This window comes from Enterocloster bolteae, from assembly GCF_002234575.2.
In the GTDB taxonomy this organism is placed as follows: domain Bacteria; phylum Bacillota; class Clostridia; order Lachnospirales; family Lachnospiraceae; genus Enterocloster; species Enterocloster bolteae.
In genome coordinates, this window is sequence record NZ_CP022464.2 from 2,924,710 (window position 1) to 2,938,980 (window position 14,271).

13 protein-coding genes and 1 pseudogene are annotated in these 14,271 nt (G+C 38.3%); 9 read left to right on the forward strand and 5 right to left on the reverse strand.

The annotated features are described in order from the left end of the window. Positions 1 to 551 precede the first annotated feature (551 nt). The 3 genes from CGC65_RS31820 to CGC65_RS32105 are packed head-to-tail and all read right to left on the reverse strand — an operon-like array spanning position 552 to position 1,715. Positions 552 to 953, reverse strand: coding sequence for a transposase (locus CGC65_RS31820; protein ID WP_242981876.1), 402 nt, complete (start codon positions 951 to 953; stop codon positions 552 to 554). Next, positions 920 to 1,360 (reverse strand): IS110 family transposase, encoded by a 441-nt coding sequence (locus tag CGC65_RS32100; protein ID WP_276327908.1) that lies wholly within the window; start codon positions 1,358 to 1,360, stop codon positions 920 to 922. The genes CGC65_RS31820 and CGC65_RS32100 overlap by 34 nt, the downstream gene beginning before the upstream one ends. Before the next feature lie 37 nt (positions 1,361 to 1,397). Continuing rightward, positions 1,398 to 1,715 (reverse strand): IS110 family transposase, encoded by a 318-nt coding sequence (locus CGC65_RS32105; RefSeq protein WP_276327909.1) that lies wholly within the window; start codon positions 1,713 to 1,715, stop codon positions 1,398 to 1,400. Between the two features lie 244 nt (positions 1,716 to 1,959). On the opposite strand from CGC65_RS32105, the gene CGC65_RS13620 reads away from it, so the two are divergent. The 8 genes from CGC65_RS13620 to CGC65_RS13655 are packed head-to-tail and all read left to right on the forward strand — an operon-like array spanning position 1,960 to position 9,463. Then, positions 1,960 to 2,406: a hypothetical protein gene (locus CGC65_RS13620; RefSeq protein ID WP_235622239.1), complete on the forward strand. Its 447-nt coding sequence runs from the start codon at positions 1,960 to 1,962 to the stop codon at positions 2,404 to 2,406. Next, on the forward strand, positions 2,403 to 2,966 hold the full coding sequence (locus CGC65_RS13625; protein WP_002567434.1) for a hypothetical protein: 564 nt from the start codon (positions 2,403 to 2,405) through the stop codon (positions 2,964 to 2,966). Before CGC65_RS13620 ends, CGC65_RS13625 begins: the two co-directional genes overlap by 4 nt. 8 nt (positions 2,967 to 2,974) lie before the next feature. Continuing rightward, positions 2,975 to 4,336 carry a MobP3 family relaxase gene (gene mobP3 / locus CGC65_RS13630; RefSeq protein ID WP_002567435.1) on the forward strand — a complete coding sequence of 454 codons (1,362 nt, stop codon included), beginning with the start codon at positions 2,975 to 2,977 and terminating at the stop codon, positions 4,334 to 4,336. A 12-nt stretch (positions 4,337 to 4,348) separates the two neighbouring features. Then, complete coding sequence (locus CGC65_RS13635) at positions 4,349 to 5,200, forward strand: amidoligase family protein (protein WP_002567436.1); 852 nt, start codon at positions 4,349 to 4,351, stop codon at positions 5,198 to 5,200. A 12-nt stretch (positions 5,201 to 5,212) separates the two neighbouring features. Further along, the gene (locus CGC65_RS13640; protein ID WP_002567437.1) at positions 5,213 to 5,677 is read left to right on the forward strand and encodes a hypothetical protein; all 465 of its coding nucleotides are present in this window, start codon (positions 5,213 to 5,215) and stop codon (positions 5,675 to 5,677) included. Then, positions 5,646 to 7,229, forward strand: a complete 1,584-nt coding sequence (locus tag CGC65_RS13645; RefSeq protein ID WP_002567438.1) for a DUF3991 and toprim domain-containing protein — start codon at positions 5,646 to 5,648, stop codon at positions 7,227 to 7,229. The genes CGC65_RS13640 and CGC65_RS13645 overlap by 32 nt, the downstream gene beginning before the upstream one ends. A 4-nt stretch (positions 7,230 to 7,233) precedes the next feature. Beyond that, positions 7,234 to 9,210, forward strand: coding sequence for a type IV secretory system conjugative DNA transfer family protein (locus tag CGC65_RS13650; RefSeq protein ID WP_002567439.1), 1,977 nt, complete (start codon positions 7,234 to 7,236; stop codon positions 9,208 to 9,210). Then, positions 9,203 to 9,463, forward strand: coding sequence for a helix-turn-helix domain-containing protein (locus CGC65_RS13655; protein ID WP_002567440.1), 261 nt, complete (start codon positions 9,203 to 9,205; stop codon positions 9,461 to 9,463). The genes CGC65_RS13650 and CGC65_RS13655 overlap by 8 nt, the downstream gene beginning before the upstream one ends. Positions 9,464 to 9,717: 254 nt before the next feature. Here CGC65_RS13655 and CGC65_RS13660 read toward each other — a convergent pair. Continuing rightward, positions 9,718 to 10,846, reverse strand: a pseudogene (locus CGC65_RS13660) (IS3 family transposase); the annotation flags it as partial. Positions 10,847 to 10,892: 46 nt separating this feature from the next. Here CGC65_RS13660 and CGC65_RS13665 point away from each other — a divergent pair. Further along, positions 10,893 to 11,405 (forward strand): type I restriction endonuclease subunit R, EcoR124 family, encoded by a 513-nt coding sequence (locus CGC65_RS13665; RefSeq protein WP_002567441.1) that lies wholly within the window; start codon positions 10,893 to 10,895, stop codon positions 11,403 to 11,405. A 367-nt stretch (positions 11,406 to 11,772) separates the two neighbouring features. Here CGC65_RS13665 and bla read toward each other — a convergent pair whose 3' ends face one another. Then, a complete protein-coding gene (gene bla, locus CGC65_RS13670) occupies positions 11,773 to 12,666 on the reverse strand; it encodes a class A beta-lactamase (RefSeq protein ID WP_002567442.1) in 894 nt (297 codons plus the stop codon). Positions 12,667 to 14,271 lie beyond the last annotated feature (1,605 nt).

Consider the following 14,271-nt stretch of genomic DNA (forward strand, 5'->3'; position numbering starts at 1 on the left):
ATCCAGAACAATAGAATAAGCAAAACAAAGAAAAGGCGAGCCAAAAGGTTAGCCTTTTTTTGCGCCCTGTTTGCCCTTGTGTGCCGCTTTGCGGAGCAAGTGGAGTAGTTGCAGGGCAAGGCAGTTTGGAGCGAATTTGCCCCGATTTTGGGCGAAGGGAAAAAGAGGGTATTGGAAATTAATATCTGTAAAAGGGAACTTTGACAGATGCGAAAAATGTTTGCAGGTTAAATACCGGCTCAGAACAGCCGGTAAAATCCCTCAAATCCCCGCAGTGCGGGGATTTTTTGCAGACGCTGGTCAAAAGCGGACGGCACTGGTTTGTGGCTATGAAAACAAAAAATAGGAAGATTCCCTTAGAAAAAAGGCGATTTTGCACAGGTGCTGGTACCAGCTCAGTGCCAAAGTTTACGAAAGGAGACCAGCTATGAAAAGTCAAGTATAAATTAGGTGGAAATTTCAATTCCGTGTTTCGCAGAAAGAAGGGTAACTTTAACAAAGCTCCCTAAAAGCCCTTTTTCAAAATCTATCGATTATGGTATACAGACCTCTTATTCGAGGTTGAATGCTACTTCGTCAGTGAGCATCTTCCAGATGACTCTGACAAGTTTGCCAGCACAGTGCCCAAGGGCATTGTAATGAGTCCGGCCTTCCGCTCTCTTGGCATCATAATAAGCTTTGAAAGTAGCATTGTTTTTTACGACATTGTGAGCTGCATTCATGAGGGCATAGCGTAGCACTTTAGATCCTCTTTTGGACATCCTGGTTCTGTGAGCCTGGAAGTTTCCAGACTGATAAACGGTCGGATCCAGTCCAGCAAATGCAAGCAGTTTCTTTGGATTAGAGAATCGGTGTATATCACCAATCTCACCAAGAATCATTCCGCCATTCACGACACCAATTCCGGGAATGGTCATAATTACAGAGTGCAGGCAGGTGACAAGATTTGCCATTTCAAGCTCTGTAGAAAAAGTTGGCTATCCAGTAACTCGATCTGTTCAATGGTATGAGTTATTTGAATAGATAGAGAACTGTCATTGACACCGACAGACTTCTGTGCGAGAACTCTTAATTCTCTGGCTTTATCCTTACCGAAATGGCCGTGGGAAGCAACTTCGAGGGTGTGAGCAAGATGGGTCAAATGCATAGAAGCAATAGCGTTGGGTGTCGGAGCCTCCTTAAGGACGGCATAGACAGAGTTTTGATGCAAGCCAGACTTAAAGAAGTATTGTAGTTCCGGGAATGCCTGGTCTACATAGGAAGTCAGCTGAATTTTTAAGCGTGTACGCTGCTTCACAAGTTTCTGGCGGAATCTACCGAGCTCTTTGAGCTCAATGTAATCCAGATCCTCTAAGGCCATAAACCGAAGGAATCCTGCATCATAAGGGTTTTAGCAATCACAAACGTGTCGACTTTATCAGTCTTCGTTTTGCGTACATTATTTTACGCATGAACGAAGTCTGGATAGGGTTGAGAACACACACTTTAAAGCCCTTGCTGATGAGAAAACGAACAAGGTTGTCACCGTAGTGTGCCGTTGATTCAAGACCTATGATGATACTGTTCTGGTCAAGTGGTGCCAGATGAGAAAGCAGTAGATAGAAGCCATCATAGTTATTAGAAAATTTGAACGGCTCGATGAGTATTTCGCCGTCGGAAGAAATCGCGGCGGCGAAATGGTTGAGTTTGGCAATATCAATGCCTACGTAAATCATGAGGTTGTACCTCCCTTTCATAAAGTCTGATACCGTGATATCCACCAGCAGTTATCATCGTAGACTTGATTGAAATAAGTACTCAGAGCAAACGCTCCGGCAACATCCAGCTAATAAACAATTCAGATAAAAGAGATGGCAATACACTCCTGTCGAGTAGTCGAGGCTACAAAAAAACATCAAAAGTCACAGTATCTGAATGTATTAAACCACGAAACAGAAAAAGAAAGGAAGTATGTTGTGTTTGCTTCTAACAACATCATACAAGAATAAAATGAGCGAGGAATATAAAAAACAAAGATACAGCGTATGGCTTTCCAAAGATGCAGTTCAAAAAAGCGATGCTGCGGTTGTAATGGAAGGTTTGACAAATCGCAGTGACTTTATTGAAAAAGCAATTCATTTTTATTCCGGATATCTTTATCAGGAAAAACACATGGATTTTTTATCTGATGTGATGATGGAAACTGTATCTGGCATTATGAAAACTTCCGAAAACAGACTGTCAAAGATGCTTTTCAAAATCGCAGTGGAGATGGCAAAGCTGGAAAGTATGCTTGCCGCTATCAATGACATGGATGAGGCAACCATGCGAAGACTTCATATCCATTGCGTCAATGAAGTAAAAAAGATAAACGGAATTCTCACTATGGAAGAAGCTGTGAGGTATCAAAGGAGTGATGAAGAGTGAGATACAAGTTTTATAGTCCTGTGCAGGGCATTATAGATTATGACTTCAACAAAGATATGGAATACGATGCTTATTTTGATGAGTATTGCATTGAAGACTTAGAAAAAAAGGATTTTGATTATTTGACAGGAGAAGACATTACAGTTTATGAGGAATACATCAATCAAATGATTGAAAAAGATTTGAAAAAAGAATTAGATGAAGGCATGGGACTGATGCAGTACTTTAATTATGGAAGCAGAGAAAACTACAAAGAATTGTTAGAAAAAGTAAAGTCAGCCTATCCAAGAATTGAAACTGTAAGAAATAAGGCATACGGTGTTATGGTCTGCGATATACAAAAGCCGCTTAATGAGAAGGAAATAGAAATACTAAAAGATTATTTTGCCGGGCAGTATAGTGACGGCTGGGGTGAGGGCTTTGCTCAGAGAGGAATTGAAACACTGTGCGGTGTATTGTATTTAGATTTTTATTCAGATGACTTCTATATTGAAACAGAAGACGAGTTGAAAAATAGTTTGGAATCGAAACAAGACAATGAGATGCAATTTGAAATGTAGGTGATGATATGCCAAGATTTATTTTATCGCTAAGATATTTGAAAATGAAAAAACCATCACAAGTAAAAAACTATGTAAAGTATGTTGCGACAAGACCAAACGCAGAAAAGTTTGAGGTGAATCAGTCACAAAGAGAAGCCACTGAACACCAGAAGAGATGGATTGAAAAAGAACTAAAAGCAAATAAAGAATTGAGAGAAAGCTGCGAACAAGAGTATGAAGACTACTTGCAAAATCCAACAAGAGAAAACGCTATGGAACTGATCAATAAAATTGCCGAAGAAGGTTTGGCAAGGGAAGACAGCATGGAAAACTATGTTGGCTACCTTGCCAAAAGACCAAGAGCAGAACGAGGAAAACAGGGACACGCACTGTGGAATGGATCAGATAAAGAAATTGATCTGAATCAGGTGGCAAAAGAAGCTGCGGAACATAACGGCAACATCTGGACATTTGTTTTGTCATTGAAACGAGAGGATGCAGTTCGTCTTGGATATGATAATGGCAATATGTGGCGAGAACTGGTACGAGGCAAAGCACCAGAGATTGCAAAGGCAATGGGAATCCCTGTAGAGCATTTTGTGTGGTATGGAGCTTTTCATAATGAGGGGCATCATCCTCATATCCATCTGATGTGCTATTCTAAAAAGCCCAAAGAAGGTTATCTTGGATCAAAAAACCTTATGAAACTAAAAAGTTCCTTTGCCAACGAGATATTCCATGATGAGCTGTATTACATCTATGAGCAGAAAGATGAAGTCAGGGACGAGCTGAAAAATTACTTTAACAGGAAACTGAAACAGGCAATGACAATGGAATATACAGATCATCCAAAAGTGGAAGCTTTGCTTTGGGAGTTATCTCAAAAACTGAAAACAGCAAAACACAAAAAGGTTTATGGAAGGCTGGAGAAAGAAAATAAAATACTGGTAGACGAGATCGTCAAAGAAATCAGCAAGGACAAAAAGATTTCACAAGCCTATGAAAGCTGGCTGGGATTGAAAGACGATATCCTTTCTACATATCAGAATCAGGAGCGAGCCAGAAGAACCCTTGCGGAAGAACCAGAGTTCCGCAATATCAAAAACATGGTTTTGAAATCTGCATTGATACTGTTGGAAATGAATGAAGTCATAGCAGCAGAACCAGAAGAACGAAATCATGAAATAGTAAATCCTCAAGAAAGCTGGCAAGAACGAACAAAAAAGTATCATCAAATGCAGGCGCAAAAACAGTTCCTGCTTCTGATGAAACACATCAGCCATATGATTGAAGAGGATTATGACAGAAAGAAACAACAGATTCATGTAGATAAGAAGCTGATGCGTAAGATCATGGAAAAGAAAGAAGCCCATGGACAGAAAATGTAAGGAGGGAAGCGTATGAGATGGAAAAAATATGGTGTTGAGATGGATATGACAGGGATTACAAGGAAAGCTGTGGCAGAGATTTTAGCGGAACAGTTTGATACAAAAGTCGTTTTCTGTCTGTCGGACAATGGATATAACGTTCCGGATCAAAATCAAAGGCTGTGGCGTATTCTTCCCTCTGACAGCATCAAGGCAGAAAAATATAACGGAGAAAAAGTGGTGGGAGCAAACTATATGTACCAAGTGAAACTGCTCTCACCATTTTTATATGAAAATGAATTTCCAATGCTGGAAAAAGCCTTGGAACAGTTGGAACTAAGAGGTGCTATCGTCAATGACTCTACAAAAATAAATTTACTTCTGGATGTAAGTTGTATTGAGAACTGGGAGAAGTACCAAATCAATCTGGAAAATCTTTATGAGAGCAAAGGGGAATTATTTCAAAAAGCGTTAGAAATTCCCTTTTCACAAGTGGCAGACACTGATCAAGATAACGGCATCATTTCCTTTCCTTATTTCAAAAGCACAATCAATAAAAAAGAATTGCTCAGTGATATTCAGTTCGCGCAGATCGTCAGCAGCTTTGCAGAAAACAACCGTACTGTCAGCCAAAAGAAAAGCGAGAATCAAAATGATAAATTCATGATGCGTACTTGGTTGGTGCGAGCTGGCATGGTAGGCGAAGAATATAAGTTTGCAAGAAAAATGCTGACAAAAAATCTGGAAGGCAACTCCGCATGGCAGAAGATGATGGAACCAACGGAAATCGAATCAAAAGAAGTCTGCAATCAGGCTCAATCAGAAGAAATGATGGATAACCATGTAGAGGAACAAGTAGTTAGTGATTTGGAATTGGAAGTATGAGGGGGCTGAAACATGATTTATTTATTGACCTATGACGGATATATGAAGGAAGAAAAGATACAGGAGATTTGTCCATCAGCAAAACTGTTTATGCAATGCGGTCTAAAAGACTGTACATTGGAATTCCACAGGTTTTATGAAACCGCTATGCCTACACTAGAGCAGGGAGAAGAAATCGTGCCAGCAGTCATTTGGAAGTTGGAAGAATCTGATTTAAAGAACATGGAAGCAATTTATCCCAATGAAATCTATCAAAAGACAAACTGGAACCTGAAAACAGAAAAAGGTGTTTTGGATGTAATGGTTTTTCTAATGAGAGAAACACCATTTGCATTCCCGAAAGAAAAAGAAGTGGAAGCAATGGAAGAAGCGTATGAGGAACACAGCTTTGATTACAGCAGTGTAGAAAATGCTCTGGACAGGGCAAAAGACAGGGAGGAAGCATATGGCACTTTATACCCAGGAACAGATCGATAAGGCAAACCAGACAAATCTGGAGGAATTCCTTCAGCAAAAAGGAGAACATCTCAGAAAAACTGGAAGTGAGTCAGTGCTGATCTACAAAGACTCCACAGGAGAACATGACAGCATTTCTGTCAGAAGGAACCGTTGGTACGATCATAAAAATATGCGAGGCGGCTATCCGTTGAAATTTATGCAGGAGTTTTACGGCATGAATTTTCGCACTGCTATGAAAGAACTTTTGAACGGAGAAGAACCAGGGCTTGGCAGGAAGAGAAACAAAGAGAATGAAAAAAACGTAAGGCAGACTGAAAAGGCAGTTGTACAGGAAAATCAAGAACGAATTACTTGCCCTTCTGAAAAATCTGAATTCATACTTCCTGAGAAAGACAACAATATGAAACGATTGTTTGCCTATCTTTTACAGACAAGATTTCTCTCCAAAGATGTGGTGAAAAGTTTTGTGGAACAGAAAATACTTTACCAAGAAAAGGAACATGGCAACGTAGTTTTTGTGGGAACAGAAAAAGACGGAGTACCAAAGTCAGCCTGCAAAAAATCCACAGCGGAGCAGACAAAAAGCTTCCGAATGACTGTTGCTGGTTCTGACTGCAGGTATGGTTTCTGTTGGCGAGGGGAAAGCAGCAAGCTCTATGTGTTTGAAGCTGCCATTGATTTAATGTCGTTTATTACATTGAAGAATTATGACTGGAAGACGGACAGCTTTCTGGCATTGGATGGGTTGTCTCCAAAGCCTCTTCTACAATTTTTGGAAGAACAAAAAAATATCCATGAGATTTTTCTCTGTCTGGATTACGATGCGGCAGGCATAGAAGCTTGTGATAAATTAAACGATATCCTCATTGAAAAGGGGCATGATGGAGAAAAAATCAAAAGGGAATACCCTCTCTATAAAGACTGGAACGAGCAGCTGAAGTCAGAACATGGTGTGGAAGCTATCCTTCCACAGTCACATCCGAAGAAAGCAGCATACCATGTTGCGGTCAGAAAACTTGGTATCATGAATGCCAACACAGAAAGCCCATATATGAAATGGCGTAAACAGGAATACGAAAAATCAGGAATTTATTTTTATCTGGAACAGATCAAAAGAGATTTCAAACAAGCAGAAAAATTGGTAAAGAAAGGAGAAGCTGACACAAAACCACTCCTTGCCAGCATTTTGCGTATGGCAGATTTGTCCGTCTGCTTGATGTGTGAAATGAAACGAGATGAGAACTTGCCAGAGCTGACTATGTACCAAACCACCATACAGAAATTGGAAAAGGCATATAAACCATATTTGGATAAATCGAGAATGGATCGACGCATACAGGAAATGAAAGAAGAGATGGAACACTTGAAAACCCTTGCGGTTCAAGATCAGCCATCTCTTTTTGTATGGGCAAAAAACATGGCGGATATGGCAATGAGAGCTATCATCTATGTGGAAACGGAGTATCCACAGGAACTGGAAAGAAAAAACAGTTTTGTGGAGCAGAGCAAGGAAGAACAAAAAACAGAACCTGATACCACAGAGCAGATGGAATTAGAGATGGGAGGTTGAAGAAATGGAGAACTTATGGAAGTTGATGCCGCTGCTATTGATTTTCGGTGCCTTTATTGTCTGTATGTTATTGATCGACAGGAAGTCTTTGAACATCAAAAGTAAGACCGTAGGCGATGGACAGCATGGCTCCGCCAGCTTTGCTACACCAAAAGAAATCGACGCGGCATTTCAGAGAGTGAGATATGAACCACAGGTCTGGAGGCGAAAGCCTCCTTGCGACCTGCCCCAAGGCATTATCATTGGATGCAATATGATGAAGTTCGGAAAGAAGAAAACAGTCACAGCAATCGTGGAGAAAGGAGATGTTCATGCACTGATGATCGGTGCTGCCGGTGTAGGCAAGACAGCCAAGTTTTTATATCCAAATCTGGAATACTGCTGTGCGTCAGGTATGAGTTTTGTCACGACTGACACAAAGGGTGACCTCCTGAGAAGCTACGCTCCCATCGCAAAAAAATATTATGGCTATGATATTTCTGTACTGGATTTGAGAAATCCAACCCAAAGCGATGGCTTCAATATGCTTCATATGGTGAACCATTACATGGATGAATATTTGCAGACAGATTCCCTTGTGGCAAAGGCAAAAGCAGAGAAGTACGCAAAGATAATATCTAAAACCGTTATGAATTCCGGTGGATTTGATTCTGCCAACGCAGGACAAAATGCTTTCTTCTATGATTCGGCAGAAGGCTTGATCACTGCTGTGATATTGGTGATTGCGGAGTTCTGCTCACCTTACGCTCTTGCGTTGGAACAGGCAAAACGAAAACAGAAAGCTTTGGAGCAGCGAAAAAAGGAAATAGCACAGATGAGAAAAGCCTGCATTGACAAAGATATAGATTTTTTGCCAAAAGCACAGACAGCCATTCTTCAAAAAGATGTTGAAGCAGAGATTTTGTTTCAGCCAGAGGAACAGAAAGAAGAAAAAGGCGAAGAAAGGCATATCATCAGTGTGTTCAAATTGATTCAAGATTTATTGGGACCATCGGAAGTGAAAGGCAAAAGTCAGTTCAAGCTGTTGATGGAACGTCTTCCAGAAGAACATAAAGCAAGATGGCTGTCTGGTGCCGCCCTGAATACTTCAGACCAGGCAATGGCGTCTGTGCTGTCAACGGCATTGTCCAGACTGAATGCTTTTCTTGATTCTGAAATTGAACAGCTGCTCTGCTTTGAAACGAAAATCAATACGGAAAAGTTTTGTAGGAACAAGTCAGCAGTGTTTTTGATTATGCCGGAGGAAGATGACAGCAAATATTTCCTCATTTCTTTGATCGTACAGCAGTTATACAGAGAAATGCTTTCCATTGCTGATGAAATGGGTGGCAAGCTGCCAAACAGAGTTATGTTCTTCCTGGATGAGTTCGGTACATTGCCAGCTATACAATCTGCGGAAATGATGTTTTCTGCCAGCCGTTCCAGACGAATCAGCTTTGTGCCTATCATACAATCATTGGCACAGCTAGAAAAGAACTATGGCAAAGAAGGTGCGGACATCATCATTGATAACTGTCAGGTCTGCATATATGGCGGCTTTGCACCAAACTCCGAAGCAGCCAATGTACTGTCCAAAACGCTGGGGGATAGGACAGTTATGACAGGAAGTATCTCACAAGGCAGAGATAAATCCAAGTCACTTCAAATGACAGGCAGACCACTGATGACGCCAGATGAGCTTAAAATCATGCCAAAAGATACGTTCATCGTCACAAGAACAGGCGTAAAGCCTATGAAAACGAAGCTGAAGCTGTTTTTTGAGTGGGGAATCGAACTGAATGAAACATATCCAATGCGTCAAGCAGTGGTGAGAAAGGTGCATTACGCAAATAAAAAGACCATTGAGGAAGCCATTGCAAAAAAATACGGTCTGCCCCAAAATCCTCTCCAACAGCCCGTCAAACGCCCAATGCAGGAACAAGATAAGCCGTTATGCAACATATCGAAAACCATGAAAGGGGTGGAAAAAAGTTATGATTGACAAAATGAAGGTCTATCAGGATACAGAGCTTTCCAGTAAAGCCGTATCTGTTTATTTATATCTTTGTGAACGTGCCAGTAAAGAAACAAAAAGCTGCTATCCCTCCATGAAAACCATAGCGAAAGATCTGCATCTTTCTTTGGCATCAGTGAAGCGTTCCATTCAAGAATTGGAAAGAAGTGCATACATCAAAAAAGAAAATCGGTTTCGTGACAATGGCGGAAAAAGCAGCAATCTCTATTTTATTGAATGAATTTGAAAAAGAACAAAAAAATCCCCCCCTCAAAAAACGATGAAAAACGCCAAAGGGGGAGGTCTGTCTTCGGCGTGAGCTATGGTATGGCTCAATGTGAGCCGAGAATGTGAACTGTTCACTTTAACAGTTACATAGTATACAGAAAAAAATCTTATTGAAAAGGAGAATGAAACATTTGATAGATATATATAGGGTTTTGAACTATAGTCAATGAAAAAGACGCGATTTTTAAATATATTTTCTGGGAATGCCTAGATTCCTTGTCGTTCCCAGAATGTTGTTTCCATTTCGTCTGGTATCAGATAGCCTAAAGAACCATGTGGTCTGCGAGAGTTATAGAAGTCTTTGATATACTGGAAGACAGAGTGGTATAGGTCACGATAGGTGCGAAAATTACGCCTATTGGTTTCTTCTTTTTTGAGATATTTGAAGAAACTTTCGCAGCAGGCGTTATCAAAAGGATATGCCTTTTTCGAGAAGGACTGGACAACATTCAGTTCATCAAGCAGTTTTCGAAATGCAAAGGTTATGTACTGTGATCCTCTATCAGAGTGAAACATCAGTCCAGCAGGACAATTTCTGGTATGATATGCTTTCTGAAAGGTCTGGATTACCAGATCTGCATTGGGTCTGGATGATATATTCCAAGAGATAATTTTTCTAGAAAAAGATCCATAATGATACAAAGGTAATACCACTTACCTCCGGCTTTGAGATATGTAAAATCACTTGTCCAGACCAAGTTGGGAGCTTTTTGATGAAAGGCTTGATGCAGGTGATTAGCATAACAGCCGGACAACTCTTTTGGGCGAGAAATGGATTTTGGTTTTATTGTGGATATAGGCGGAAGCTGCATGGAATGCATCAGGCGGTACACTCGACCGACGCTGATGAAAATGCCATAGTCACGACCTAAGATATATGTAATTTTATAAGCACCGATGCGTTTATCGTAGTCAGCGTAAATGTGTAGAATCATTTGTTTGATGTTCTGATTCTCAATGGTTCTGGAAGAAGGCAGAGAATAAAAATGTTTGTAATAAGTACTGCGGTTTACGTTGAGAACACGGCAGAGGGTTTTGATATTGTGCTGTAATCGAAGCTTATAAACTGTGCTTAATCTTTGTTTGAGTGTAGCGTGAAGATGGCAATCGCTTTTTTTAGGATGAGGTTTTCTTCTTCAAGCTGAGCATTTCTTTTCTGAAGTTCCTGAATCTGTTTAGCGGTCAGAATTTCACCATTAGATGTTTCAACAGTGGAGTATTGCTTGATCCATCTGGAAAGAGCAGTTTGAGAAACACCATACTCTTTGATTAGAGAAGCTTGCGTTTTGCCATTATGATAGAGATCAACAAGAGTTCGTTTGAAATCCTCATCATAATAATTTTTTTAGCCATAAAGATACCTCCTTTTGGTGTCTAGTATTATGGTACATCTGTTTATAAATCGTGTCCACTTATTTAATATAGATCCAAATATCGACTACATATTGATGTTGGTCGAGCAATATCATGAGGGCAACTGTGAGGATAAGGAAATTCTCACTTCGATCCGTAAGGCAGTAGATGCCAGTATGCAGCTTCGCAGCAAGAAAGAATTGATTGAAGCCTTTATCAATCGTGTCAATGTAGACACACAAGTTACAACTGACTGGCGCAGATTTGTGCTTACTCAGGAAGAAAATGACCTTGCTAAAATTATTATGGCAGAAAAGCTCAAACCAGAAGAAACCAGAAAATTTGTGTCCAATGCGTTCCGCGATGGAGTATTGAAAACGACTGGAACCGAAATTAACAAGCTCATGCCTCCGGTATCCCGTTTTGGCGGTAGTGGCAGAGCCAAGAAAAAGCAAGGTGTTATTGAGAAACTGAAAGCATTTTTTGAAAAATACTTTGGTTTAGGTATTACGGAGATGCAGTCAGAAAAAGAAGAAAATTAGAATTATGATAAAACCATATTGGCAAAATTGATTTTTGTTCCTGCCGAAAGGGCTTGTATTGTATGAATGAAATTTTAAGTTTTGTCGATCCCCTGACCACCATAATGGTGGTATCAGACTGTCAAAAAACCCCTGAATTTTGGATAAAATTCAGGGGTTTTTGACAAGTTAAACAGGTGAGAAAGCCACTTGTTATTGACATGCCATCAGCTAGATGGTATATATAGCATATGGGTGAAATCTTCTAAGTATTGCATCCATGATTATCTGAAAATAATCTTATCTATGGTTCTTTTTGAGAGTTTCTAAGATAAAACTTTTGTAATCGTATTTTGGTATATTAATTTATTTTTGAGTGAATCAATTTTTATGATATTAAATCAAAGATGATTTTTGTGGCATCTGCTATCAGTTTATTGTCATATTCTGCATCTTGTTCTGCTTTTTTTGAAAGTACAGCTACAAATATAGGTTTTTTATTTGGGGGTGTTACAATAGCGATATCATTTCGTGTTCCATAAGAACCAGCACCACTTTTATCTGCCACAATCCAATCACTTGGTACACCAGCACGAATTAATTCATCACCAGTTGCATTATTTGACATCCAATCTATAAAAATCTCTTTTTTATCATCTGACAATATATCTCCAGTTACATATTCTTTCAAATTGAAAGCCAATTGTTTAGGAGTACTAGTATCTCTTATATCGCCAGGTACAGCATCATTCAATTCAGTTTCTATTCTAGAAGGCTCACTTACAGTATCACCAATTTTACTTAATGATTGTTTAAAACCATTAGGTCCATCAAGAAGAGTAAATTGTAGATTTCCAGCAGTATTATCGCTTTGTCTAACTGCAGCATCACATATTTCTCTAATAGTCATTCCAGTATCTACTTTATCTTTTGCAACTGGTGCATAAGATAAAACATCTTCTTCTTCAAAATATATTACATTATCAAGTTCTTCAATAGAGTATTTTTCTAAAATGGCACCGGCAGCTAAAGCTTTATATGTTGAACAGTATGCAAATCTCTCATCTGCATTATAAGAAATTTCTTTATTAGTTTCTGTATCAAGTGCATAAATTCCTAATGTAGCATCATATTTTTCTTCCAGTTCTTGAAATAGAGAATCATAATCTGCATTAACATTTTCATTGCTATCAGGAATGTTTTCTTGTTTATTACTACATCCAACAGATAATAATATGATAAAGATCGTTAAAATACTTATGATAATTTTGTTGTGTTTCATAACTTTATCCTCCTAAAATATAGATTATACATAGAATTTTGAATTTTTGAAGCATTTATATCATTTCATATAGCTAACTTATGCATTTGTAATATATTATCTCCACCTTTCAAGTTTTTCATTGCAAATCCATAATAAAATAGTAGTATTTCCATTTTAAAGGATATGAGAGTTGTATTTGTCACAATATATAATTCTTTATTTAGGTTAAATTTAGTAAACCATTCATTTTAGTTGTGCTTACGAACTATAATCCAACATAGTTTATCTTTTCTCAACATATTTGTATTAAGATTTTGAAAATGTTTTGTCACCTCTCTTTATAAATAAAATGAATTCTATATGTATTTGTCAATATAAAATTTTAGTTGAGAAAATATAGCAATAAGTCTATTGTGTGAAGCACGTTTTAAATATTACAATAGTAATATTTAAAAGTCAAGCAAAATTTAAAATAATTTTTCCTATTGTATCTGAGCATAAAAAGTGAACTGAACCAATAAAAACGGACAATGACAAAAAGCCCCCTTATTTAAAATAATAGAATCACATAAGGAGCCTGTGGTTTCAACAAAAAACACTTGATTATATGAGCAGGTTTTATTATAGCAAAAAGTAAATACACGCATATCAAATAATTGAACCAAAGCTGATTGCTATGTGTAAAGTAGGAAAAACCAATCCGTAAGCTTGTAAAATACTTTTAATTAGAGATTCGACAAATTGAAAACTGAATCAATTACTATAATCGGGAATAGACTCGTCTTATTGCTGGGCTTCTGCTAAAATACAGAGGACGTCCTAAAAACAGACAGAACCAGCTAGTATCAGAGAATATCAGTAAGAAATTGAGTGCCTGAAGATGAAAAATGAACTTTTACGGAATTTTCTGCGATTAGAAGAATGGATGTGAGAGTACAAGTGCAATATGAGTTTATATATAGACACAAAGTGTGCTATACATTATCAATGATGTATCGTTTCTTCGAGATATCTTGCTGTAGATATTATGATTTCCGAAAACATTCCAGCAAATTATGAAGAAATATGGGTTGTTGCCAGAAATTTGCCGACACAGAAAATGGGTAACGGATATTTCTTATATGCATACATAACAGGATATTTTATATCTGTCAGACATCTTTTATAACCATAAGTATATCCAATCAAAACCACTAGTAAACTAGTGGTTTGAGCAACCCCTAGAAGGGATATTACGTGCCAACCCCTAAAAGGGGCATCGAAAAAATATCATCGTATTTGTTTGCACTGCAACCTGTAAACAGGTACTATAATTGAGAATACAGTATGTTAATTAAATATTGTATATCCTTTAGTTGATAATTCGTAAATCCATAGTAATTATCATTCAAAAAAATATACTAAAGTATTTTATTTATCCCTAGTAGAACTAGGGGTTTTATTAAGCTAAAGCATCCAATGAAAAACAGGAGTGGCATCGCCACTCCGTTGGAAACTCAAATATTATCTTAACAAGAATGTTTTTTATATGATGTCCACACAATATGGGCAGTTTATCTTTTTGTGTACCATCCTTTTATCAATTTAAAGAATCGTATTAAACTAAACTGATTGAGTTATGTT